The 24,330-nt window shown below is 60.4% G+C and carries 18 protein-coding genes; 2 read left to right on the top strand and 16 right to left on the bottom strand.

Translation table 11 applies throughout. From position 1 onward, the window contains the following. Positions 1-33 precede the first annotated feature (33 nt). The 11 genes from KGA85_RS04730 to KGA85_RS04780 form a co-directional block, all read right to left on the bottom strand. Entirely contained in the window at positions 34-1,599 is a 1,566-nt protein-coding gene (locus KGA85_RS04730) for a sugar ABC transporter ATP-binding protein (RefSeq protein WP_223459458.1), read from the bottom strand. Positions 1,600-1,669: 70 nt separating this feature from the next. Further along, positions 1,670-2,596 carry a sugar ABC transporter substrate-binding protein gene (locus KGA85_RS04735; protein ID WP_007994285.1) on the bottom strand — a complete coding sequence of 309 codons (927 nt, stop codon included), beginning with the start codon at positions 2,594-2,596 and terminating at the stop codon, positions 1,670-1,672. Positions 2,597-2,752: 156 nt separating this feature from the next. Next, the gene (locus KGA85_RS04740) at positions 2,753-3,805 is read right to left on the bottom strand and encodes a Gfo/Idh/MocA family protein (protein ID WP_223459460.1); all 1,053 of its coding nucleotides are present in this window, start codon (positions 3,803-3,805) and stop codon (positions 2,753-2,755) included. Positions 3,806-3,915: 110 nt separating this feature from the next. Next, entirely contained in the window at positions 3,916-4,776 is an 861-nt protein-coding gene (locus tag KGA85_RS04745) for a sugar phosphate isomerase/epimerase family protein (RefSeq protein ID WP_223533742.1), read from the bottom strand. Between the two features lie 135 nt (positions 4,777-4,911). Further along, positions 4,912-5,937: a Gfo/Idh/MocA family protein gene (locus tag KGA85_RS04750; protein WP_223455744.1), complete on the bottom strand. Its 1,026-nt coding sequence runs from the start codon at positions 5,935-5,937 to the stop codon at positions 4,912-4,914. 42 nt (positions 5,938-5,979) lie between these two features. Further along, positions 5,980-7,911 (bottom strand): 3D-(3,5/4)-trihydroxycyclohexane-1,2-dione acylhydrolase (decyclizing), encoded by a 1,932-nt coding sequence (gene iolD / locus KGA85_RS04755; RefSeq protein ID WP_223455743.1) that lies wholly within the window; start codon positions 7,909-7,911, stop codon positions 5,980-5,982. 151 nt (positions 7,912-8,062) lie between these two features. Next, positions 8,063-8,884 carry a TIM barrel protein gene (locus tag KGA85_RS04760; protein ID WP_223455742.1) on the bottom strand — a complete coding sequence of 274 codons (822 nt, stop codon included), beginning with the start codon at positions 8,882-8,884 and terminating at the stop codon, positions 8,063-8,065. A 25-nt stretch (positions 8,885-8,909) separates the two neighbouring features. Further along, complete coding sequence (locus KGA85_RS04765; RefSeq protein WP_223455741.1) at positions 8,910-10,412, bottom strand: CoA-acylating methylmalonate-semialdehyde dehydrogenase; 1,503 nt, start codon at positions 10,410-10,412, stop codon at positions 8,910-8,912. Between the two features lie 44 nt (positions 10,413-10,456). Next, complete coding sequence (iolB, locus tag KGA85_RS04770; protein WP_223448554.1) at positions 10,457-11,266, bottom strand: 5-deoxy-glucuronate isomerase; 810 nt, start codon at positions 11,264-11,266, stop codon at positions 10,457-10,459. Further along, complete coding sequence (gene iolE / locus KGA85_RS04775) at positions 11,263-12,156, bottom strand: myo-inosose-2 dehydratase (protein ID WP_223455740.1); 894 nt, start codon at positions 12,154-12,156, stop codon at positions 11,263-11,265. Before iolE ends, iolB begins: the two co-directional genes overlap by 4 nt. Positions 12,157-12,228: 72 nt before the next feature. Next, positions 12,229-14,166 (bottom strand): bifunctional 5-dehydro-2-deoxygluconokinase/5-dehydro-2-deoxyphosphogluconate aldolase, encoded by a 1,938-nt coding sequence (locus tag KGA85_RS04780; RefSeq protein WP_223542950.1) that lies wholly within the window; start codon positions 14,164-14,166, stop codon positions 12,229-12,231. Between the two features lie 311 nt (positions 14,167-14,477). Between KGA85_RS04780 and KGA85_RS04785 the strand changes: the two genes are divergently transcribed. Together KGA85_RS04785 and KGA85_RS04790 are read left to right on the top strand one after the other, a co-directional pair. Continuing rightward, positions 14,478-15,398 carry a MurR/RpiR family transcriptional regulator gene (locus KGA85_RS04785; protein WP_223448551.1) on the top strand — a complete coding sequence of 307 codons (921 nt, stop codon included), beginning with the start codon at positions 14,478-14,480 and terminating at the stop codon, positions 15,396-15,398. Positions 15,399-15,557: 159 nt separating this feature from the next. Next, positions 15,558-16,673 (top strand): Gfo/Idh/MocA family protein, encoded by a 1,116-nt coding sequence (locus KGA85_RS04790; RefSeq protein WP_223533744.1) that lies wholly within the window; start codon positions 15,558-15,560, stop codon positions 16,671-16,673. Between the two features lie 85 nt (positions 16,674-16,758). On the opposite strand, the gene KGA85_RS04795 is transcribed toward KGA85_RS04790, so the two are convergent. The 5 genes from KGA85_RS04795 to treP form a co-directional block, all read right to left on the bottom strand. Beyond that, positions 16,759-17,055 (bottom strand): PTS transporter subunit EIIB, encoded by a 297-nt coding sequence (locus tag KGA85_RS04795; protein ID WP_223455737.1) that lies wholly within the window; start codon positions 17,053-17,055, stop codon positions 16,759-16,761. Positions 17,056-17,057: 2 nt separating this feature from the next. Continuing rightward, positions 17,058-19,592, bottom strand: a complete 2,535-nt coding sequence (ptsP, locus tag KGA85_RS04800; protein ID WP_223455736.1) for a phosphoenolpyruvate--protein phosphotransferase — start codon at positions 19,590-19,592, stop codon at positions 17,058-17,060. A gap of 61 nt (positions 19,593-19,653) precedes the next feature. Continuing rightward, entirely contained in the window at positions 19,654-20,877 is a 1,224-nt protein-coding gene (locus KGA85_RS04805) for a maltoporin (protein ID WP_223455735.1), read from the bottom strand. Positions 20,878-20,972: 95 nt separating this feature from the next. Then, positions 20,973-22,622: an alpha,alpha-phosphotrehalase gene (gene treC, locus KGA85_RS04810; RefSeq protein WP_223455734.1), complete on the bottom strand. Its 1,650-nt coding sequence runs from the start codon at positions 22,620-22,622 to the stop codon at positions 20,973-20,975. Between the two features lie 129 nt (positions 22,623-22,751). Continuing rightward, positions 22,752-24,194: a PTS system trehalose-specific EIIBC component gene (gene treP / locus KGA85_RS04815; protein ID WP_223455733.1), complete on the bottom strand. Its 1,443-nt coding sequence runs from the start codon at positions 24,192-24,194 to the stop codon at positions 22,752-22,754. Positions 24,195-24,330 lie beyond the last annotated feature (136 nt).

The following is a 24,330-nucleotide window of genomic DNA, read 5'->3' on the forward strand; positions in this document are numbered from 1 at the left end:
CGTCGACGCTGGCCGAGCCAGCGCCGGCATCCATTAGTGAACCACGGACATGCCCGAGGCCAGTTGCATCACTCGTTCCTGAGTCGCTTCGCTGCGATCGAGGGTGCCCATCAGGTCGCCCTCGTGCATGACCATGACCCGGTCGCTCATGCCGAGCACTTCCGGCAGCTCCGAGGAAATCATGATCACCGCCATGCCTTCGCTGGCGAGGTAGGAGATAAGCCGGTAGATCTCGGCCTTGGCGCCGACATCGATGCCGCGGGTCGGCTCGTCGAGAATCAGGATTCGTGGGTTGGTCATCAGCCAGCGCGCCAGCAAGGCCTTCTGCTGATTACCGCCGGACAGCGTGTCGATGCACTGCTCGAGCGACGGGGTTTTCACCCGCAACTTCTTGCACATGTCTTCGCACAGGGCGCGCAGGGCTTTTTGCTGGATGAAACCGTGGCCGGCGTAGTGCGGCAGCACCGCCATTTCCATGTTCTCCAGCACCGACAGGCACGGGAACAGGCCGCTGAGCTTGCGATCCTCGGTCAACAGGGCGAAGCCCTTCTCGATGGCCATGTGCGGATCGGTAATGCGCACCACTTCACCGTCGAGGCGAATCTCGCCACCGTCGCTCGGGGTGATGCCAAAGATCGCCTCGGCGACGTTGGTCCGCCCCGAGCCCATCAACCCGGCAATGCCGAGGATCTCGCCGGCATGCAGATCGAAGGACACGTCCTTGAAAATGCCATCGAGCTTGAGGTCGCGCACCGACAGCAGCAGATCGCCGATCGGCGTCTCGCGTACCGGGAACAACTGGCTCAGTTCACGCCCGACCATCATTGAAATCAGGCTGTCGCCGTCCATGCTGTCGGCCCGCTGCAGGCCTATGTAAGCGCCATCGCGGAACACCGCCACTTCATCGGCGATAGCGAACACTTCGTTCATTTTGTGGGTGATGTAGATGATGCCTTTGCCCTGGTTTTTCAGGTCGGCAATGATCGAAAACAGGTGGGCGACTTCCTTCTCGGTGATGGCCGATGTCGGTTCGTCCATGATCAGGATGTCGGAATCGTAAGACACCGCCTTGGCGATCTCGACCATCTGCCGTTCGGCGATGCTCAGGTTGCCTACATGCTCTTCGGGGTCGAGGTTGATGCGCAGGCGTTCCAGCAGCTTCGCCGTGCAGCGGTGCATTTCGCGGTGGTCGATCATGTGGAAACCGTTGAGCTGCTCACGGCCGATCCAGATGTTCTCGGCGATGCTCATGTGCGGCATCAGGTTGAGTTCCTGATGGATCATCGCGATCCCGGCCTGCAGCGCCGCCAGGGGCGTTTCGAAGACCACCGGCTTGCCCCGCAGGCGCAGTTCGCCGGCGTCCGGCTGGTAGATGCCGGCGATGATTTTCATCAAGGTGGATTTGCCCGCGCCGTTTTCGCCCATCAGGGCCAGCACGGAACCGGGGCGTACCCGCAGCTGCACGTCGGACAAGGCCACCACCCCGGGGAAACCCTTGCTGACGTTGACGATCTCCAACAGGTACGGCTCATCGACAGGCGTTACAGTTGGCTGGACACCCATCAATGGGGTGCTCGAAGCAGTCGCTGAAGCGAACATGATCAGGTACTCCATCAGCAAGGTCGCGGTTGCCACCTTGCGTGTTTATTGTTGTTATTGAACGGACGGACTATTTGAACTGGTCAACGTTTTGTAGCGTGATCAAGCGATACGGCACCCACACGGCCGGCTCGACCGGCTCGTTTTTGGCCATTTTCACTGCCGTCTCGATCGAACCGTCGGCCTGACCCTTGGCGTCCTGGAACACCGAGACGACCAGAGAGCCCTTCTTCACCGCGTTCAAACCGTCAGGCGTACCGTCGACACCGGCGATCAGGATGCTGCCCTTTTCCACTCCGGCCTGTTGCAGGGCCATCGCGGCGCCAATGGCCATCTCGTCGTTGTTGGAGACGACCGCGTCGAACTTGCGGCCCTGGGTCAGCCAGTCGTTGACCAGGGTCATGCCCTTGTCCCTCAACCAGATGCCGGTTTGCTCTTGCTCGATCTTGATGTTCGGGTACTTGGCCAGCACCTCTTTGACGCCCTTGGTACGGTTGGTGGTGGAGTTGTTCGCCAGGTCGCCCAGCAGAATCACGATGTCGCCCTTGCCGCCCATTTTGTCGGCCAGGTATTGCATCTGCATCTGACCGGCCTCCAGATCGTTGGAGGCGACAGTGACCACGCCTTTGGGCAGGTTCAGGTCATCGGGACGGCGGTTGACGTACACCAGCGGAATGCCGGCCTTGACCGCCGATTCGGTGATTTTTTTGGTCGCGGCGGTATCCACCGGGTTAACCACAATGGCGTCGACCTTCTGACTGATGAAGCTTTCTACCTGGCTCAACTGCCGGACCACGTCGCTGCGCGCGTCTTCGAACTGCAGCTTGACGCCATCGGGATAGGATTTGGCTTTTGTGTCCATGGATTCGCGCAGGTAGGTCAGCCAGGTGTCATCGAACTGCGACATGCTGACGCCGATCTTCATGTCAGCGAGTGCAGCGCCGCTGGCGAACATCAGGGACAAGGCGAGTGAGGCGAAACGGATCTTGGTCTTCATGAAAAGTCTTTCTCCACATTCTTGTTGGTTTTATGGATAAGGCGTGACGATTTCAGTAAGCGGACAAGCGGGAAAAGAGTTGGAACCGGGTGCGAGGCAGCTCGCTGGAAATGACTTTATTGGAAAATATTTTCCATATCAACTCATTTTAGAATTTTATTCTGATTTTGTTCCATGACTTTCGAAGGCGCTCAATTGCACCACCTGATGGCGCTCGAAACTCAGCCGCGCAGCGTCTAGCACGCGGGTGGTCGCCAGTGCATCACGGGGCTCCACAGGCAGTGGGCCACCGCTCTGCAATGCGCCTTGCAGCTGTAAATAGAACTGATTCCAGCAACCACGCTCGGAGGGAACTCTTTCGCGCACTTCGCCCTGTTCGAACCAGCCCCAGCGGCGATGCTCTTCCACTCCCCAGCGTTCACCTTCGGATTTCGGTGTCAGCCCGGCGAGCGCCGACGCCTCCTGCCCGTCGAGACCATCGACGCTGTAGCAACCCTGAGTTCCGGTCACGCGAAAGCGCGGGCCGGGGGTGTTTTGCAGACAACTGCCGCCCAAATGCGAGATCACGCCGTTGGCATGGGTCAGGGACATAAAGAAGCCGTTATCGAACGTCTGGTCTTTCTCCAGATAATCCAGCTCGGCGTAGACCCGTGTCACCGGACCGAACAGCAACAACGCCTGATCCACCAGATGGCTGCCCAGATCCCGCAAGAAACCACCGCCACTGCCGTTGTTCACCGACTGTGGCGAATAGCGTTCGATCCGCGATTCGAAACGGGTGACCTGGCCCAGCGCACCGGACTCGATGAGTTTGCGCACGGTGAGAAAGTCCGAGTCCCAGCGCCGGTTCTGGTAGACGCTCAGTTGCACGCCCTGGCGCTGGGCCATGGTGATCAGGGTTTGCGCCTGTTGCGCGTCGGCGGCGAACGGCTTGTCGCTGACCACCGCCACATTGTGTTCGATGGCGTCGAGCACCAGCGCCGGGCGACCTTTGAGCGGTGTGGACACCACCAGCACATCGACCCCGATTTCGACCAGTTGGCCGATGCTGTCGAAGGCCGGCACCCCGGGGTGTTCTGCCGCCAGCAACTGGCGCCGCTCCGTTGAACGGGTAACCACACCGACGAAGGTTGCCCCCGGCAAACTGCTGATCAGTGGAGCATGGAAAAACCGGCCGCCATGGCCGTATCCGACAAGTCCGATGCGCATGATTAATTCCTGTATTCACACGACCCCGTAGGAGCGAGGCTTGCCCGCGAAGAGGCCCTCAAGATTGCTAAAAGCTTCGCGGGCAAGCCTCGCTCCTACGGGGGGTGGGGTTATTGGCAGAGTTCGCGGGTCACGCGTTCGAGCATCATCCGGTTGGACTCGTCCGGCCGGTCCTCCCAGGCGAACACCGAGACGGTGGCAATGCCATCGAACTTGATCTCGCGCAAGGTGCCGAAGAACGCGTCCCAATTGACCTCGCCCTGGCCGATGTCCAGATGCTGGTGCACGGTGGCGGTGACACCCGGCGGGTTGACGATGTAGCGCAAGCCCGAAGACGCCTTGTGGTTGTAGGTGTCGGCGATGATCAGGTGGCTCAGCCTGGAGCCGGCGTACTTGAGCATCGAGGCGATATCACCGACGCCATCGTCATAGAAAAACGTGTGCGGGGCAGCGTAGAGGTAGTTGATCCAGTCACGGTCCAGACCACGAATGATGTCCACCGACTCGTTATTGCGCTCGCAGAAATCATACGGGTGCGCCTGGATATCGAGCTTGATGCCTTCGCGTTCGAACTCCGGGATCAGCTCATCCATGGAGCGCATGAACTGGTTCTCGCACACCAGCGGGTTGTCCGACTGGCCGGTGAACTCGGTGTTGACCAGTTCGCAGTCCATCTCAATGGCAATCTGGATCGCGCGCTTCCAGTTGCGCACCGCGGCCACGCGCAAACCTTCGTCGGCAGCGGCCCAGTGGTACATCGGTAATAGAGAAGAGAGTTTGACCCCGGTGTCGCTCAGGGCTTTGCGAAATTCCTTGATCCGCGCCTTGTCGACCCGTGGGGCTTTGTAGAACGGCAGGAAATCTTCCCGGGGCGACAGCTCGATGTGTTCGTAACCGAGTTCGGCGACCTTGTCGACCATCTTGCCCAGGGGCAGGTTGCGGTACATGTAGGGATCTAGTGCGATGCGCATGTTTTTTGTTCTCCTTAACCAGAGATCGACACCTGTAGGAGCGAGGCTTGCCCGCGAAGGCGTCAGCGCATTCAACATTGATGTCGGCTGCACATCCGTCTTCGCGGGCAAGCCTCGCTCCTACAGGGATCATGGTTAGCCGTAGAAGTGTGGGCGCTCTGGCAGGCCGACTTTGACAATCGCCCCGCTGTTCTGCGCCTCGATGCACGCATCCGCCGCCACCGCCGCTGCGAAGCCATCCCACGCCGAAGGCCCGCCGACCTGCCCGGCGCGCACGCCATCGATGAACGCCTGCAATTCGACGTCATACGCGGCGATGAACCGGTCCTTCCAGTCCATCAGAATCGCATTGGACAGCTTCGCGCCACTGCGCAACTGCACCTGCGACGGTTCCGGCAGTTTGGCGATGCCGGTCTCCCCCACCACTTCGCACTGGATGTCGTAGCCGTACTGGCAGTTGACGAACACTTCCACATCGATGCGCGTGCCCTTGGCGGTTTCCAGCAGCACGATCTGCGGGTCTTTCAAATGGGCGTGGGCCTTGCTGGTCTTGCGCGGGAACACCACCTGCACCGACACGTAGTCGTCATCGAGCAACCAGCGCAGCACATCCAGTTCATGGATCAGGGTGTCGGTGATCGCCATGTCGGTCTTGTAGTTCTCGCCCACGGTCGGGTTGCGGTGGGCGCAATGCAGCATCAACGGCTCGCCGATCTGGCCGCTGTCGATCACTGATTTCAGCGCCCGATACCCCTCGTCGTACGGACGCATGAAACCGACCTGTACCAGCCGCTTGCCGTGAGCCACTTCGGCCTCGACGATCTTGCGGCAGCCTTCGGCAGTGACGGCCAGCGGTTTCTCGCAGAACACCGGCTTACCGGCGGCAATCGCTGCCAGCACGAACTCTTCGTGGCTCGGCCCCCAGGAGGTAACGAGGATCGCCTCGACTTCCGGCGCCTTGATCAGCGCATGACCGTCGGGATACACCTCGGCGGTCAGCTTGAGATCGGAAACGACCTTGGCCGCTTGCTGCAAATTGATGTCGGTGACCGCCACGACCTGGCTGTTGAGCAAGGTCTGGCTGCAACGACGGATGTGGTCCTGGCCGATGGCCCCGGTGCCGATGACGCCAATGCGCAGTGAATTAGAGAGCAATGACATGAAGATTCTCCTGTGAAAATTTGTTGTTGGTTTCAGGGGCAATCAGTATTGACGGGCCTTGGCCAGTCGTTCGTTCAGGGTCTTGGCCACCGCATCGGTACGGGCACTGGTGGAAACCTGCGCCACACCGACCCGCCACCACGACAGGTATTTGTGAATCATGGTCTTGGGCAAAACCTTGATATCGATCAGCGTCGAAACCGGCTGCAAGCGCGCATCCGCCAGTGCAGCCTTCAGCTCTTCAACGGTGGTCACTTTGTAAGTCTTGCAGCCATAGGCCGCCGCGCTCATGGCGAAATCCACCGGCACAAAGCCGCCATCGAGCTTGCCGGTTTGTGGGTTGCGGAAGCGGAACTCGGTGCCGAAGCTGTCCATGCCGTGTTCCATCTGCAGGTTGTTGATGCAGCCAAAAGTCATGTTGTCCAGGAGCACCACGTTGATCTTGCGCCGCTCCTGAATCGAGGTCGCCAGCTCCGAGTGCAGCATCATGTAGGAGCCGTCGCCCACCAGCGCATAGACCTCACGATCCGGCTCGGCGAGTTTCACGCCCAACGCAGCATTGACCTCGTAACCCATGCAGGAATAGCCGTACTCGACGTGGTAGGTGTTCACGCCCTTGCTGCGCCAGCTGCGCTGCAAGTCGCCAGGCAGGCTGCCGGCGGCGGCGACGATCACTGCGTCGTCCGCGAGGGTTTCATTGAGCACCCCGAGCACACGGCTCTGGGTCAGGCAGGAGCCGGTCAGCTCGATGAATTCGCGCAGCACCGCCGGGTCCATGTGGTCGTTGATTTCCGGGACGAAATCCTTGGCCTGGTATTCCACCTGATAGATGCGATCGACTTCCTCATCCAGTTGCGCCTTGGCCTGACGGGGTTGATCGCCCCAGCTCGAGCGATAATCACCCAGCACTTCGGCCAGCGCCGACAAACCGGTTCTGGCGTCCGCCAGCAATTGCACACCGTCGAGTTTCAGGGCGTCGCAGGGGCTGATATTGAGGTTGAGAAATTGCACCTGCGGGTGCTGAAACAAGGACTTCGACGCGGTGGTGAAGTCGCTGTAACGGGTGCCGATGCCAATGATCAGATCGGCGTCCCTGGCCAGCAGGTTCGCCGCGAGGCAACCGGTTTCACCGATGCCACCGACGTTCAGCGGATGGCTGGACACCACCGCGCTCTTGCCGGCCTGGGTTTCGGCGAAGGGAATGTCGAAGCGCTCGGCAAACGCCTGCAATGCGGCGTTGGCACCGGAATAACGAACCCCGCCGCCGCAAATGATCAGCGGTTTGCGCTTGCCTTTGAATAACGCCAGTGCATCGCCGAGCATGGCTTCGGTGGCTGGACGACGCTCGATGCGGTGCACGCGTTTTTGCAGGAAATAATCGGGATAGTCGTAGGCCTCGGCTTGCACGTCTTGTGGCAAGGCCAGGGTCACGGCACCGGTTTCCGCAGGGTCGGTGAGCACCCGCATCGCGTGGATCGCTGCCGTCATCAGTTGCTCGGGACGGTTGATGCGGTCCCAGTATTTGCTCACGGCCTTGAACGCATCGTTGGTGCTGATGCTCAGGTCGTGGAACTGCTCGATCTGTTGCAACACCGGGTCGGGCTGGCGGCAGGCATAGACATCGCCGGGCAACAGCAGCAAGGGAATACGGTTGGCCGTCGCCGTGGCGGCAGCGGTCAGCATGTTCGCCGCACCAGGCCCCACCGACGAAGTGCAGGCATAGATCTTGCGCCGCAGGTGCTGCTTGGCGAACCCGATGGCGGCATGGGCCATGCCTTGCTCATTGCGGCCCTGATGAACGACCAGGTCGCCGCTGTCCTGCTCCAGAGCCTGGCCCAGGCCCAGAACGTTGCCGTGGCCGAAGATGGTAAAGATCCCGGCGACGAATTTACTCTGGACCCCATCGACCTCGATGTACTGGTTATCGAGGAATTTCACCAGGGCCTGGGCCATGGTCAGTCTTGTTGTGGTCATATCTGATCCTTCAATACACGAAGAAAACCCTGTGGGAGCGAGCCTGCTCACGAAGGCGGCGGCACAGTCAATATTGATGTCGCCTGACACAGCGCTTTCGTCGGAACGCCGCCCGGAGCAGGCTCGCTCCCACATTTGATCCGCGTCGGCCTCAGGCCAGGGATTTCTGCAAGTGATCCATGCTCGCGCCGATCGCCTGTTCGATATCCGCCAGTCCATGCACGCTGTCAGCGAACGGTTCGAACGACAGGTAGCCGCTGTAGCCGGTAGCGAGCAAGGTGTCGATCTGCGCCGCATTGCCGAGGATGTCGCCTTCGCCCACCAGCACCCGGTGACCATCGCGAATGGTCGCCAGCGGGGCTTCGGCATCCTCGACCCCGGAGATGTGTACCAGCCCGGTCAGCTCTGGGAAAAACTCATGTTCGCTGGCCAGATGATGATGGAAGGTGTCATGCACCAGCCGGAACACATCTAGCCCGCCGATGGCCTTGACCGCCTCCACCGCTGTGCGTTTAAGGCGCAGCGAGCACTCTTCGAAACCCAGCGGCTCGATGAACCCGAGAATCCCGTGATCGCGCAGGATCGGCGCCAGCTGACTCAACGCCGTGCGCAGGCCTGAAGCGCGCTCGGCTTCGGTACGCGGGTCGGCACGATCGTTCAACGGGCACATGACCAGCCCTTGGGCGCCGCAGTCCCGGGCATAGGCAGCGAGTTTCGAGGCCTGCTCCCGGCGCTCGTCGTTCCACACATCAAACGGATACAGCGCGTTGATCGACAGCACGGTGATGCCTTTGGCCGCGCACAACTCACGCACACGCTCGGGTGCGGTGCCATCTTCGATCTCGACGCCTTTAAGGTCGTTGCGGATCTCGATGGCGTCGGCCTTGAGGGTCACCGCCAACTCGATGAACGCAGGCAGGGACAAACGTGGGGCGACCATACGGTTCAGGGCGAAACGCAGGGGTTTGCTCATTATTGTTGTTCTCCGCACAAGTGAATTATTTGGCTGTCGGCATGCTGAATTCAGGGCCCTTGGCGATGCTGTCGGGCCAGCGTTGCATCACGCTTTTGTAGCGACTGTAGAAGCGGATACCTTCTTCACCGTAGGCATGGTGGTCGCCGAACAGCGAGCGTTTCCAGCCACCGAACGAGTGCCAGGCCATTGGCACCGGAATCGGCACATTGATGCCGACCATGCCGACCTTGATGGTGCGGGCGAAGGCTCGGGCAATGCCGCCGTCGCTGGTGAAGCAGGACACACCGTTGCCGAATTCGTGGGCGTTGATCAGCTCCACCGCGCTGGCGAAGTCCGGCACACGCACGATGCCCAGCACCGGACCGAAGATTTCCTGTTGGTAAATGCTCATCTCGGTCGTGACCTTGTCGAACAGCGTCGCGCCAACGAAGAAGCCGTTCTCGGCGCCAGGCACCTTGAAATTACGACCATCGACAATCAGCTGCGCACCTTGAGCCACACCCTGGTCAATGAAGCCTTCGACCTTGGCCTTGTGCTCGGCCGTCACCAACGGCCCCATGTCGCTGTCGCTCTGCATGCCGTTGCCGACCTTCAGTTGATCGATGCGCGGCAGCAGTTTGGCAATCAGCTGGTCACCGACATCACCGACTGCCACGGCAATCGAGATCGCCATGCAGCGCTCACCGGCCGAGCCGTACGCCGCGCCGATCAAGGCATCCGCCGCTTGATCCAGATCCGCATCGGGCATGACGATCATGTGGTTCTTCGCCCCGCCCAGGGCCTGCACGCGCTTGCCCCGGGAGGTGGCTTGCTGATGGATGTACTCGGCAATCGGCGTCGAACCGACAAAAGAAATCGCTTCGATGTCCGGGTGTTGCAGCAGCGCATCGACCGCAGCCTTGTCGCCCTGGACCACGTTGAACACACCATCCGGCAACCCGGCTTCGGTGAGCAAACGGGCCATCAGCAAACTGGCGGACGGATCGCGTTCGGACGGCTTGAGGATGAAGCAGTTACCGGTAACCAGCGCCAGCGGGATCATCCACAGCGGCACCATCACCGGGAAGTTGAACGGCGTAACTCCGGCACAAACACCCAGAGGCTGGCGCAGGTTCCAGTTGTCGATGCCGCCGCCGATGTTGTCGCTGAACTCGGTTTTCAACAGGTTCGGCGCACCGCAGGCGTATTCGACGATTTCGATGCCACGGGTGACTTCGCCCTTGGCGTCCGAGAAAACCTTGCCGTGTTCGCGGCTGATGATTTCTGCCAGTTCATCGTGATGGCGGTCGAGCAATTCCTTGAACTTGAACATCACCCGCGAACGGCGCAGGGACGATTGCTCGGACCAGGCTGGAAAGGCCCTGAGGGCCGATGCGACTGCCTCGTCCACGGTGTTCTCGCTGGCCAGCCCGACCCGTGCCTGCACGCTGCCGGTGGCCGGGTTGAAGACATTGCTGAACCGCTCACTGCCGGTGTCTTGCACCTGACCGTCTATGTAATGGCCAATTACCGGGGCGTCGTTCATCGTTATTGTTCTCCGTGCAGATAGTGGAATTCAGACGTTGGAATTCAGAGATCCAGCAGCCAGCTGTGCTGCGGATCGTTATGGAACTGCCAGACGCGTTTCGGGCCGGCCATCACGTTCAGGTAATACGACTCGTAGCCGTACGGCACACTGACCGGGTGATAACCCTTGGGCACGACCACCAGGTCGCTGTTTTCCACGGCCATGGCCTGATCGATGCTGCGATCGTCGGTGTACACCCGCTGGAACACGAAGCCCTGGGGCGGGTTGATCTGGTGGTAATAGGTTTCTTCGAGAAAGCTCTGGTGCGGCAGGTCGTCGGTGTCGTGCTTGTGCGGTGGATAGCTCGAGGAGTGTCCGGACGGCGTGCGCACTTCGACCACCAGCAGTGAATGGGCGGGCTCGGTGTCCGGCAGGATGTCGCAGACGTAACGGGTGTTGGCGCCCTTGCCGCGCACGCTGCGCTTCATCGTGTCGGGTTTGATCAGGCGTGGGCCGAGGGTTTCGCTGGTCGAACCAGGCGCAGCGCACACGGCGATTTGCACATCACTCAGGGCGACCACCTGGGCTTGACTGCCGGGCGGCAAGTACGCGGCGAACGGAGACTTGTCTTCGAACACCGACTGCCGATCGCCAATGTTGTCCCAGTCGAACGCGCCCTGCCCCGGCGCTTCGCCCTTGATGCTGACCCGGCCGCTGAGCAGCACCAGGCACAGTTCTTTATCACCCGCCGAGACCGGCAGTGTTTCGCCCAGGCTCAAGCGGTAGGCGGCGAAGCCGACGTATTCCAGCTCACCGTTGCCCAACTCGACCATGGTGCGGCCGCGGGCGTTGCTTTTGACCAGCAGGCTCATGACGCGATCCTCTCGTCGAGCAACGCACGCAAGGTGTCGTAGCCTTTTTTCGCGTAGACATAACTTGGCGCCACCGCCGGGTCCTGCTCGGCTTCGACCACCAGCCAGCCGTGATAATCGGCGGCCAGCAGCACATCGAGCAATGAGCCGAAGTCGATATCACCATCGCCGGGCACGGTGAAGGTGCCGTTGATGATGCAGTCCGGGAAGCTCCACAGGTTGTTGCGCGCCAGCTGCACCACCGGCTTGCGCACGTCCTTGAAATGCACGTGGCAGATGCGGTCGATGTGTTTGCGCAGCACCTGCAAGGGTTCGCCGCCGCCCATGTAGCAATGGCCCGAATCGAACAGCAGGCCGACTTCGCTGCCGGTCAACGCCATCAACTTGTCGATGTCCGCCGGGGATTCGACGTAGGCGCCCATGTGGTGGTGATAGGCCAGGCGCACGCCCTGAGACAGGGTGAAACGCGCCAGTTCGGTGAGCTTGTCGGCGTACTCCTGCCAAGCCTGTTCGGTGTGCAAGCGCGGGCGTTCGACCAGAGGAATGCGCTGGCCCTGGATGGAGTCCGCGACCTCGCCATAGACCAGCACCTTGGCGCCGTTCTTCGCCAGCAACTCGACATGGCTGCCGATGGCGTCGATTTCCTCGGCCACGGAACGCCGTGCCAGACGGCTGGAATACCAGCCGGACACCAACGCCAGGTCATAGGGCCGCAGCACGTCGCCGACGCCTTTGGCATCCTTGGGGAATTTGCCGTTGAGTTCAAAACCTTCGTAACCGATTTCCTTGCCTTCGCCGAGGGCAGTGCTCAATGGCGTCTCGCCACCGAGGGACGGCAGGTCGTCGTTGCTCCAGGAGATCGGGTTGATGCCAATTCGGATAGCGGGCATGGCTGCACCTTTTATTGTTTTACACACATCAGTAAGAACGACACGGAACCCTGTGGGAGCGGCGGTGTTTCGTCAGGCGCGCGCCGCACGCCAGGCATCGATCAATTCGACAAAGGTGCCTTGCACCTGGCGAATCAGCGCCTCATCGTCGATTTCCCCGGCCAACCAAGCACGGCTCGGCTCCTGGAAAATCGTCCGGCCCACGGCAAACCCGCGGCAGGTCCGGCTCTGGCTGGCCTGTTGAAAGCCTTCGGCCAATGCTGATGCCGGAGCATTCAAGCCCAGCAGCACCACCCCTCGGCAGTACGGATCGCGCTCCTGGATCAGTTCGTCGAGTTGCTGCCACTCCTCGGCGCTTTGCGCTTCGATCTTCCACCACGCCGGGTAGATGCCCAGGTTGTAGAGGCGCTTGAGGGCGCGATACAGCACGTCCGGGTGGGCCGAGGGGTGATCCTTGGGCGGGATGATTTCCAGCAGCAGTTCATGACCGCTGACCTGGGACGCCTGATACAAACCCTTGATCTGCGCTTCCTGTTCCAGACGCAGCAGAGGCTCGTCGTCGGGATGAAATTGCACCAGGCACTTGATGATCTGTTCCTGTGGCCAGGCAATCAGGTTGCTGCCGATAGAGCGACCGTGTTCGAAGGCCAATGGCCGCGAACCCTGGACTTCCACCGGCCGCGCCACCCACCAGCCGCGACCGGTGGCGGCGTTCAGTGAATCCTGGCCGAAACGTTGATCGGCCAGCAGCCCGACATCGGCGTCGATGCCTTGCTCGCGCAAATCGGCTTCGACCCGCTCCACGGCCTGGATAAAAAGTTGCTTGAGTTCGCAGATGGCGTTGAGGTTGCGGCCGCCCTTTTGCGCCAGTTCCACCAGTTGCCAACGATGGTCGAAGGCAAAGATGAACAGTTGCTTCCACTGTTTGCGCGGCACGCTGACCTGATGCAGGCGCTGCAACACCGCGTCCTGGTCCGGACGGGTAATCGGCACCGGGCTGTTGAACAGGTAATCCAGTTCGGCGCGGGTCGGCATCGCCGGGGCGCAGGCATGGCGCGACACCACCAGGCCGCCACAGGCGTTGGCCAACTGGCAGCAGCGCTCATCGCTGGCGTCCTCCAGCCAACCACTGAGGAAGCCCGACATGAAGGCATCGCCGGCCCCCAGCACGTTAAGCACTTCCACACGCACGCCGGGATAAATCGCACCGTCTTCAAGACGGGCCGGGATCTCTCCATGAATCACCGTGCAGCCTTGCGGGCCGAGCTTGACCACCAGGGTCGCCGCGCTCAGGCGTCGGACATTTCGCAGCGCAGTGAGCAAATCCTCGGCACCACCGGCCATCAGGAACTCTTCTTCAGTGCCGACGATCAGGTCGAAACGCGGAAGGATTTTCTGCACATGCTGGCTGACGTTCTGGTCGGCGACGAAACGGGTCTCACCGTCCGCCTTGCCGGCCAAACCCCAGAGCACCGGGCGGTAGTCGATGTCCAGCACCCGTTTGACGTTGTGCTTCTGTGCATAGTCCAAGGCCTGGATGCTCGACTTGTACACACCGTCGGTGGAGAAATGTGTGCCGGTGATCAGCAAGGCTTTGCTGGAGGCGATAAAGGCTTCGCTGATGTCTTCGGCCCGCAGTGCCATGTCGGCGCAGTTTTCGCGGTAGAAAACCAAAGGAAAGGTTTCGCGGTCCTTGAGACCCAGCAGGACCATGGCGGTCAAGCGCTCCGGATCGACCTTGATGCCACTGACATCGCAGCCTTCACGGGTCAGGGACTCAACGAGGAAGCGCCCCATATGGTCGTCCCCTACCCGGCTCAGCATCGCCGACTTGAGCCCCAACCGCGCGGTGCCGAAGGCGATGTTGGCGGACGAGCCGCCGAGGTACTTGGCAAAGCTGCTTACATCCTCCAGCCGCGCCCCGACTTGCTGCGCATAGAGGTCGACGCCTAGGCGCCCCAGGCAAATCAGATCCAATTGACGCCCACTGGCAAAACGAGTCTGGCCCATGCTGGCTCCTGTTATTTTTATCAGCCTGCGTTCGGGGCGATGGCCGTACCGAACACTCTTGGTGGATGCAGACTAAAACGACCGGGACCGAACAATCAATAATTATTCCAAATAATTTTTACATGGAATATTTTTTCCAATAAGCTTTGGCACAAGCGTTCCAGAAGCAGTGCATCGTTTCAGCAAGCTTCACACTGCTGCAAGCTCAAGATTTTATTCGGGCCTACCCTGTAGACTGCGCACAGCCAACCTATTGTCAGGGGACGAGGTGAAAGATCGTCCCTATAAGAACAAGCCAGAAGGATTTCCTAATGTCCCGCACCGATCAGCCGGCTACGACCGAGAGCACGCCCGACAGCGATCTCACCAGCCCCCCGATCAATGCCGAGCGTCTGCTGCAGCTGATCACCGATGAATACGAAAGCCTGCCGCGCCAGCTCAAACGCATCGCCAGCTACATGAGCCAGCAGAGCGACCGGATCATGGTCGACCGCATCAGCGACATCGCTCGCGAGTGCGAAGTGCACCCGTCGGCCATCGTGCGGTTTTCCCAGCGTTTCGGCTTCAGCGGCTTCAGCGAAATGCAAGCGCTGTTTCGCGAGGCGTATACCCACAAGACCACGCCGGTGCAGAACTACCAGCAGCGCATTCGCAGCATGATTGCCAACAAGTCACAGAAGGCCAGCGGCGGCGATCTGGCGCGCGAATGCATCAACGCCACCCTGTCGGGTATCGAACGGCTGGGGCTGGAACTCGATGATCAGGCCTTCGACAAGGCCGTGGATCTGGTGGTCAACGCTGACAACATCTACGTGGTCGGCGTACGCCGCTCGTTCGCGGTGGCCGATTACCTGGTCTACAACCTGCAACACACCAACAAGCGCATCCACCTGGTATCGGGTCTCGGCGGCAGTTACCGCGAGCAGATGCGCAGCGTGCGCGCCAATGACCTGGTGATCGCCATCAGCTTCACGCCGTACGGCAAGGAAACCCAGCACTGCCTGCGCATCGCCCAGCATCATCAGGCGAAAACCCTGATCATCACCGACAGTAACCTTTCGCCTTTGGCCAAGCGCGCCAACACCGTGCTGCTGGTCAACGAAGGCAGCTCGTTTGCCTTCCGCTCGTTGAGTGCGACCTTGTGCCTGTGTCAGGCGCTGTTTATCGCCGTGGCTTATCGACTGGAACTGAAAGTCGATGAGATTCACGAGCAGGTCGGGTTCGAAGACTGACCGAGACACTGGCGTTACGGCGCCGCGCGCAGCGAAGAACTCCCACGTTTGCACGCGAGCGCTCAGCGGCCGCATGTAAATATTTATTCCATAATTGATGAAAAGGAATTTTTATTCTATAAACGGGCTTCCTGAAAACAAAAACCAAAGGATCCTGTCATGCGCGAACTCGGAATCGGACTTATCGGCACGGGTTTCATGGGTCGTGCCCATGCCCTGGCCTTTCGCAACGTCAGCGCAGCATTCGAACTGCCCTTCACGCTTCGCCTCGCCGCCCTGGCCGACGCCGATCCCGTTCGTGCCCAGGCATGCGCCACTGCCTGGGGCTTTGAGCAGGCCTATGGCGACTGGCAGCAATTGATCGACGACCCCAAGGTCCACCTGATCGCCATCACCACACCCAACCACCTGCACTACCCGATGGCCATGGCCGCGCTTGCCGCTGGCAAACCGGTGTACTGCGAAAAACCGCTGGCGGTGAACCTTGAACAGGCCAACGCCATGCACCTGGCGGCCAAGGATGCGGGCGTGGTCACCCGTGTCGGCTACAACTACCAGCACAACCCGATCATCGGCTTGGCGCGGGAGTTGATTCAGAGCGGCAAACTCGGTGAGATCATCAGCTTTCAAGGCGAATTCAGCGAAGACTTCATGGCCGATCCAGCGTCCCCCTGGTCGTGGCGCTGTGAGGCCGAACATGCCGGTGGCGCGCTGGCGGACCTGGGCAGCCACTTGCTGGGCATGGCGCGCTATCTGATCGGCAATGTCGAAGCGGTATGCGCCGATTCCCAGACCGTGCACCGCCAGCGCCCGGCCACAGCCGGTAGCCAGGAACAACGCACAATTGCCGTCGACGATCAGGCCCATGCGTTACTGCGCTTTGCCAGCGGCGCGCGTGGCACCTTCAGCAGCAGTTGGCTCAAGCACGGCTACAAGAATCACCTGAGTTTCGAGATCAGTGGCACCCAAGGGACCCTGTCATTCGATCAGGAGCGTTTGAATGAGTTACGCCTGTGCCGTGTCGGCCAGGACGGCTTCCAGCGTTTACTGGCCGGGCCGAACCTGCCCGGATATGCAGCGTTCAGTCCAGCACCGGGGCATCAGCTGGGCTACAACGAGTTGAAGACGCTGGAAGTGCATGAGCTGATCATGGCCTTGGCCGGGCACGGACAAGCCGGCACCGATTTCGAGCAAGCACTGGAAGTGGAGCGACTGGCGACGGCGATTAGATTGGCGGCACGGGAACAACGCTGGGTCAATATCAGCGAGATCTGATCGCCGATAAGGCTACCGCCAATAGGCGGTAGCAGGACGGACGCCCAGCGCCAGCCAGGAAATCCCCAGGGAGTAGCGCAGGCCGTCAGTCCCGCCTTGGGCACCGGGTTAATACATGCACCACGCCATCCGCCAGCACCATCACCCCCGGCACACCCGCCGCACGCAAGGCCTGTTCGTCCAGTCGGGTTACATCACGCAGCTGGACCCGCACTCGCGTTATCGCAATGCGCTGTCGCGATGCCAGGTTATCCAGCCCACCCAGCGCGGCGACCACGCTCGACGGCAGGTCCGTAGAAAGCAGGGCCGCCACCTTCGGCTCTTCCACCAGCAGATCCGGGGTCAATGCCCTCCAGAACGCCCGTTGCATTTTCTCGAACATGTTCAGTTCTCCAACACCTGTGAAGTTTCGACCATCGCCTGCTGCTGCGAAGACAAGGCCTCGCGGACCTGCTCAGCGCTCTCCAGCCCGAGTATCTGATGCGCGACAGCCTGACAGTCGCTGAGGTCGACCTCGCGAATCGCGGCCTTGATCGCCGGAATCAGCGGCACGCTGACCGACAGTTCATCCACCCCAAGCCCCAGCAACAGCGGTACCGCCAGAGTCTCCGAAGCCAGCGCGCCACACACCCCGACCCACTTGCCATGGGCATGGGCGGCCTTCACGGTGCTGGCGATCAGACGCAGTACCGAGGGGTGAAAACTGTCGGCCTGGCTGGCCAGACGTGGGTGATCGCGGTCCATGGCCAGGGTGTATTGGGTCAGGTCGTTGGTGCCGATGGAGAAGAAATCCACCTCGGGGGCAAACAGGTCCGCCATCAATGCCGCGGACGGGACTTCGATCATGATGCCCAGTTTCGGCAGCGCCTTGAGCCCGAGCGCCAGCGCCTCTTCTTCCAGCATCTGGCGCGCCAGGCGCAGCTCCGACAACTGGCTGACCATCGGCAGCATGATGTGCAGACGGGCCAGACCGGCGCTGCTCAGAATTGCCCGGAACTGCTCGCGCAACAGCTGCGGACGCTCCAGGCACAAGCGAATTCCGCGCATGCCCAGAAACGGATTGGCCTCGCTGTCCATTGGCACGTAGGCCAGCGGTTTGTCGCCGCCCACATCCAGTGTGCGCACCACCAGATTGCGCTCTGGCCCAAGGGCCCGGGCGATGGCGCTGTAGGTGACCGCTTGCTCGTCATGGCTGGGCGCGCTGTTGCGCTCCAGATAAAGAAACTCCGAACGCAGCAGACCGACACCCTCGCCGCCTAGCGCCATCGCCTGCTCGACCTCAAGCAGCGAGGCAACGTTGGCCGTCACCTCGAAGTGATGGCCGTCACGGGTACAGGCCGCCAGCGAAGCCTGCTCAAGTTCGCGCTGATGCCGTTGCCGTTGCTGCTGACGTTTGCCGTGCAGCTGTTCGATAGCCGACAGAGCAGGGTCCAGGTGCAACTCACCCTTATCCGCATCAAGCAGCACTCGGGTTCCGCTGGCCAGCGACAGCACCTGCACCGGTAAACCACACACCGCCGGCAAACCCAAGGCCTGGGCGAGTATCGCCACATGGCTGGTGGCACCACCGCCCACAGTGGCGAAACCCAACACCTTGTCGGTATCCAGGGCAGCGGTCTGCGACGGTGTCAGTTGCTCGGCAATCAAAATCGCCTGATCCGGCAACTCCCAGATACCGTCCGGCACCCCGAGAATCAGTTTGAGCACACGCTGGCCGACATCCATCAGGTCCAACGCCCGCTCGGCCAACAAGGTGTTGCCCAGCGACTTGAACAGCGCAGCGGTGGCTTCGGTAGCACTGTTCCAGGCAAACGCCGCGCTCTTGCCCTCGGCAATCAGGGCCTGGGCTTGCTCCAGCAGACTCGGGTCTTCCAGTAACTCCTGATGTGCCTTGAAGATATCTTCCTGCGCCTTGCCTTTCGCGTTGTCGCGCAAGTGTTGCAGTGCCTGCGTCGAGCGGGTCAGCGCACGCTCCAGCGACTCGCGCTCCACGCGTTGATCCGCGGCAAACTCAGGCACCTCCAGGGTTCGCTCAGCCACCTGCACCACCCGCCCAAAGGCCGAACCCGCCGAAGCACAGACTCCGCGCAACAGCTTCGTCGACACCTCCTGCGCCTGAGCCACCGGCGCTACGACCGCCACCGCAGTCACGGCCTCACCGCAGCCATCCGCTAGTAGTTTGGCCAACGTGCTGATTGCCAATTCGGCATCTTCGCCCACCGCACTGACCTGCAGCGCATCGCCGCGAACCGTCTGCAACGCCATGATCGCTACCAGGGACTTGGCGTTGGCGCTGTCCTGCTGCTTGTGCAGGCAAATGCTTGCCGCAAAACCTTTCGCCGCCTGCGCAAAGATCGCCGCCGGCCGCGCGTGCAGGCCATTGGCGTTGGGCAGGTGGACCGGTTTGGAGAACAGCGCTTCGCCCTCCTCCTGCGCAACGCTGGAACGCGGATCGCCGAGGCTCAGGCGCAACACGGGCTGGGCACACGCCACCAGGCCATTGTCGGGTGTCAGCAGGCTGAAGGGCTCGCCACTGACCAACAGCATCAAGGTCAACAGGCTGCGGGCATGCAGGGCTACATAGTCGGCATCGAACTCGATCAATGGCTGTCCGGCCTCGACACGCTGGCCCTGCTCGACCAAGGCGCGAAACCCCTTACCCGCCAGGTTCACGGTGTCCAGACCAATGTGCAGCAACACCTGTACGCCGCTGTCATCGGTGATGCTGATCGCATGGCCACTGTGTTGAAGGTTGCTGACCACGCCGGCCAACGGCGCGCAAAGGGTCTGCGAGGTCGGATCGATGCACAGGCCGTCGCCGATCACCCGGCTGGCGAACACCGGATCCGGCACGTGATCAAGTGGCACCAGCACCCCGGACAGCGGCGCCAGCAATTGCAATGGTTGGGTTATGGTCATGACTTCACCTGCGGTTTTGTTCTTGGAAGTGCCGATGGAGCGCGAGCTCCGACAGCATCGCTTATTTCCACCAGTACTCGACTTGCAATCCGACGTTCGCACCATGCAGCGCCGTGCCGAACGCGCCGGTATCGGACAACGCTGAACCTTGTGCCAGTTCATTGGCCGCACGTTTGGCCGCTTCGTTCCAGCTGGCATAGGTGTAGTACAAACGCACCTCGGGACGTTCCCAGAACCCCGGGCCTTTTGGCGACCAGGTCGGGACAAAAGAGAATTTACTCAACTTGCGCGTACCTCCTGGGGCCTCGACCTGATCGTGTCCCAGTTCAGTCACCAACTTGAATTGATCGGTGATCGCGTAAGCCGGGCGAACGCCCAGGGAAATCCAGTTCTGGCCGTTACCGTCCGGGCGGATATCCTTCTGATAGACCGCTTCGACCTGACCACCAAAACGCGGTGTCACTTGCCAGTCGAAGAACTCCACCAGCCGGTAGCTCTTGTTGCTGTCGTCCAGGCCCACATCGCCGGTGTAACCCAACCCGGTGCCAGGCCCTTCGCCGTATTGCAGCGCCAGTTTGTTCTTACCGCCGAGGAAGTTTTTCTGCACATGCTGGGCGGTGATGGCCCAACCTGCGTGTGCATCGCTGCGGTCAGGTTTTTCGATGTAACTGAGGCCAAACTCCAGCTCACCGCCAGGGTTGGTCTGAAAACCTGCGACGTTGAAATCCTGCCGGGTGACATAATCCTTCTGGTACAGGTTGTCCTTGCGCGAAAAGGCGTAGCTGTATTTCAGGTCACCGATCTTCACATCCTCGATACCACCACCGGTGGCGCTCTGGTTCCAGTAGTAGAAGTCGGAAATATGGATGTCGTTTCGTTTGTAGTAACGCCGACCGGCCCACAACGAGCCACCATTGAGACTCGGCAAGTTCGACCATTGTGCATACATCTGCGGCATGCGCACCGAGCCGTTATCACCGTTGAACGTCAGGTCTTTGTCGTACTGGTTGTACAACGAAGCCATGCCGTCGACGCTCAGCACCGAGCCGTCGTCCAGGGTGTACACGTCCTGACGCAACTCCAGCTCGGCGTACTGCTCGCACTCGTTGCCCAAGCGGTATTTCGACTGGGCACCCTGCAGTTGAAAACACTGCTGAGGACCGCTGTTGACCGAAGTCCCGACACCGCTACGCAAGTAACCGGCGAACTCCAAAGCCTGGGCCGAGAACGGCAACATCAGGCATGCGCACGATGCTGCAAGTTTGCGATTAATTGTGGTCTTCAAGAGCCGCCTCATTATTTTTATTGTGCTCATTCGGTAAAATCTGCGCGCAAGAAACCCCACGCAGTGCTCTGCGCGTTGTTTGAAGAGCGTGTTTTTTAGTGGTCGGTCAGGTGCAAGACGAACGACTCGTATGGCCGCAGGAACAGCTGTCGACTACGTGTCTCACAATCCGGGAAGTTGCTGATCACCAGGCGTTGCAACATGCAGTCGGTGATTACCTGCTCCGGCAACTCGACTTCACACGCCGTGCCATAGAAGTTATTCACCACCAGCAGGCGCTCGCCTTCGCCTTCACGCAGGTACACCCAGACCTGCGGGTGCGTGGGCAAGAGCTGGCGATACACGCCATCCTGAATCAGCGGTTCGCTGTGGCGCAGGGCAATCAACTGGCGATAGTGGTGCAACACCGAAGTCGTGTCGTCGAGTTGGTTTTCGACGTTGATCTGCGTGGCGTTGGCCGGCACGCCGATCCATGGTTCGGCACTGCTGAAACCGGCATTGGGTTGCGTGTTCCAGTGCATCGGGGTGCGACTGTTGTCGCGGGATTTCTGCATGATCGCGCTCATGCTCGACGCCTCGGACTCCCCGGCATCACGCTTGAGCCGGAAGATGTTCAGCGTCTCGACATCGCGGTACTGCTCGATGCTCTCAAAGCCCGGGTTGGTCATGCCCAACTCTTCACCCTGATAGATGAACGGCGTGCCCTGAAGAAAATGCAGCGCGGTGCCGAGCATCTTCGCCGACACCACGCGGTGTTCGCCGTCATCACCAAACCGCGAAACCACTCGCGGCTGATCGTGGTTACACCAGAACAGTGCATTCCAGCCGCCACCGGCCTGCATGCCGGTCTGCCAGTCGGAAAGGATGCGCTTGAGTTCGAGGAAGTCGAAGTCAGCGCGAACCCACTTCTGCAAGTTCGGGTAATCAACCTTCAGGTGATGAAAGTTGAAGGTCATCGACAGCTCTTTCGAGTCCGCTCGCGAGTAACGAATGCAATGTTCCAGGCTGGTGGAAGACATCTCGCCGACGTTGATCAGGTCATGGCCTTCGAAGACTTCACGGTGCATTTCCTGCAAGTAGTCGTGCACGTTCGGGCCGTCGGTGTAGAAACGCCGACCGTCGCTGTTGTCCTCGGGAAAGTCCGCCGGTTTCGAGATCAGGTTGATCACGTCCAGACGGAAACCGCCGACGCCCTTGTCACGCCAGAAGCGCATCATCTTGAAGACTTCAGCGCGCACCTGCGGATTATCCCAGTTCAGGTCGGCCTGAGTGTGGTCGAACAGGTGCAGGTAGTACTGACCGGTTTGCGCCTCGAACTCCCAGGCCGAACCACCGAACTTGGATTCCCAGTTGTTCGGCTGATCGCGCCAGATATAGAAGTCGCGGTACGGGTTATCGAGACTGCTGCGGGCCTGCTGGAACCACTGGTGTTCGATGGAGGTGTGATTGACCACGATATCGAGCATCAACTTGATACCGCGTTTGCCAGCCTCGGCGATCAGCAGCTCACAGTCAGCCATGGTCCCGTAGCTCGGGTCGATGGCGTAGTAGTCGCTGATATCGTAGCCATTGTCGCGCTGGGGCGAACGCAGGAACGGGGTGATCCACAGACAATCGACACCCAGCCATTGCAGGTAATCGAGCTTGGCCACCACCCCGAGCAGATCGCCCGTGGGGTTGCCGGCGTGGCTGTGAAAGCTTTTCGGGTAGATCTGGTAGATCACCGAACGCTGCCAGTCTTGCATGGCGTATTCCTTCAATTGGTTTTGTACTGGCCCTGAGGGCCTCATCGTCGGATCGCCGCCCGGAGCAAGCTCGCTCCCACAGTTGATCGCATTCCAATGTGGGAGCGGGCTTGCCCGCGAATGGATCTATCAGGCGACTCGATATCCAGGCCGGACAATCTTCATGCTCAAGCCACAGGTCAAAACGAACGGCACGACCATGGCGATGACCATCCCGACCACGAACATCGGGATGAACTGCGGGATGATCGAGATGAAACCGGGCAAGCCACCGACACCGATCGCCGAGGCCTGAACCTTGTTCAGCGACAGGAACATGCAGCCCAGCGCCGAGCCGATCAACGCCGCGTAGAACGGAAACTTGTAACGCAGGTTGACGCCGAACATGGCCGGTTCGGTGATGCCGAAATAGGCGGAAATGGCTGAGGTCGAGGCCATGCTTTTATCCCGCGCACTGCGGGTCATGTAGAACACCCCGAGTGCCGCGCTGCCTTGTGCGAGGTTGGACATGACGATCATCGGCCAGATGAAGGTGCCGCCCTGGGTGGAAATAAGCTGCAAATCGACCGCAAGAAACATGTGGTGCATGCCGGTAATCACCAGCGGCGCATACAGCAGACCGAAAATCGCCCCGCCGACCATCGGCGCGAGGTCAAACAAGGTCACCACGCCTTGGGTGATCAGAATCCCCAGGTGACGGGTCACCGGACCGATCACGGCCAGCGCCAACACCCCGGTCACGACGATCGTGGTAATTGGCACCACCAGCAGTTGAATGGCATTGGGTACCCGCGCCCGCAGCCATTTTTCAATGACGCTCATGACGTAGGCGGCCAGCAGGATCGGCAGAATCTGACCTTGGTAGCCGACCTTCTCGATCTTGAACCAGCCAAAAATATCGAAGTACGGCAGGCTCTGGCCGTCCAGCCCGGCCACCGCCTTGCCGTAGTTCCAGGCGTTGAGCAAGTCCGGGTGAACCAGCATCAGACCCAGCACGATGCCAAGGATTTCACTGCCGCCAAAACGCTTGGCTGCCGACCAGCCGACCAGCGCCGGGAGGAACACGAACGAGGTGTTGGCCATCAGATTGATCAAGCTCCAGACACCGTCCAGCGTCGGGTAGGCCTCAAGCAGGGTCTTGCCGGCAATGAACATGCCCTTGGCGCCGATCAGGTTGTTCACCCCCATCAGCAGGCCGGCAATGATCAGCGCCGGCAGAATCGGCATGAACACATCGGAGAACACCCGCACCAGGCGCTGCATGGCATTGGTTTTATCGACACCCTTTTGTTTCACGTCGGCGATGGTCGACGCAGCAAGCCCTGTCTGCTCGCGCAGCGCGGCGTAAACCTTCTCGACTTCGCCGGGACCGATGACGATCTGAAACAGGCCGCCGGTGAAGAACGAGCCTTTGACCAGGTCGATCTGATTCAGCGTCGTACTGTCGACCCGCTGTGGGTCTTTGAGGGCCAGGCGCAGACGCGTGACGCAATGTGCGGCCTGTTCAAGGTTGTCAGCACCACCGAGGCTATGAAGCAGCTCGCTGGCGATAGTCGCGTAGTCATGGCTCATGCTTTTCATCCACTGTGTTTTTTGTTGTTTGGCAGCACACCGAAGCGAAAAATACTCGTCTGTACGAGTTAAAGCAACAACTCGTACAGACGAGTTGGAATTTATTTATCGATGACCCGCCCAGCGGCGATATTTC

The sequence above is a fragment of the Pseudomonas sp. GL-B-12 genome (genome assembly GCF_019955895.1).
GTDB lineage: Bacteria > Pseudomonadota > Gammaproteobacteria > Pseudomonadales > Pseudomonadaceae > Aquipseudomonas.

Bases quoted from the DNA above. Each gene is read 5' to 3' on its own strand.
- KGA85_RS04730 (WP_223459458.1), bottom strand. From the start codon at position 1,599: ATGTTCGCTTCAGCGACTGCTTCGAGCACCCCATTGATGGGTGTCCAG.
- KGA85_RS04735 (WP_007994285.1), bottom strand. From the start codon at position 2,596: ATGAAGACCAAGATCCGTTTCGCCTCACTCGCCTTGTCCCTGATGTTC.
- KGA85_RS04740 (WP_223459460.1), bottom strand. From the start codon at position 3,805: ATGCGCATCGGACTTGTCGGATACGGCCATGGCGGCCGGTTTTTCCAT.
- KGA85_RS04745 (WP_223533742.1), bottom strand. From the start codon at position 4,776: ATGCGCATCGCACTAGATCCCTACATGTACCGCAACCTGCCCCTGGGC.
- KGA85_RS04750 (WP_223455744.1), bottom strand. From the start codon at position 5,937: ATGTCATTGCTCTCTAATTCACTGCGCATTGGCGTCATCGGCACCGGG.
- iolD (WP_223455743.1), bottom strand. From the start codon at position 7,911: ATGACCACAACAAGACTGACCATGGCCCAGGCCCTGGTGAAATTCCTC.
- KGA85_RS04760 (WP_223455742.1), bottom strand. From the start codon at position 8,884: ATGAGCAAACCCCTGCGTTTCGCCCTGAACCGTATGGTCGCCCCACGT.
- KGA85_RS04765 (WP_223455741.1), bottom strand. From the start codon at position 10,412: ATGAACGACGCCCCGGTAATTGGCCATTACATAGACGGTCAGGTGCAA.
- iolB (WP_223448554.1), bottom strand. From the start codon at position 11,266: ATGAGCCTGCTGGTCAAAAGCAACGCCCGCGGCCGCACCATGGTCGAG.
- iolE (WP_223455740.1), bottom strand. From the start codon at position 12,156: ATGCCCGCTATCCGAATTGGCATCAACCCGATCTCCTGGAGCAACGAC.
- KGA85_RS04780 (WP_223542950.1), bottom strand. From the start codon at position 14,166: ATGGGCCAGACTCGTTTTGCCAGTGGGCGTCAATTGGATCTGATTTGC.
- KGA85_RS04785 (WP_223448551.1), top strand. From the start codon at position 14,478: ATGTCCCGCACCGATCAGCCGGCTACGACCGAGAGCACGCCCGACAGC.
- KGA85_RS04790 (WP_223533744.1), top strand. From the start codon at position 15,558: ATGCGCGAACTCGGAATCGGACTTATCGGCACGGGTTTCATGGGTCGT.
- KGA85_RS04795 (WP_223455737.1), bottom strand. From the start codon at position 17,055: ATGTTCGAGAAAATGCAACGGGCGTTCTGGAGGGCATTGACCCCGGAT.
- ptsP (WP_223455736.1), bottom strand. From the start codon at position 19,592: ATGACCATAACCCAACCATTGCAATTGCTGGCGCCGCTGTCCGGGGTG.
- treC (WP_223455734.1), bottom strand. From the start codon at position 22,622: ATGCAAGACTGGCAGCGTTCGGTGATCTACCAGATCTACCCGAAAAGC.
- treP (WP_223455733.1), bottom strand. From the start codon at position 24,194: ATGAGCCATGACTACGCGACTATCGCCAGCGAGCTGCTTCATAGCCTC.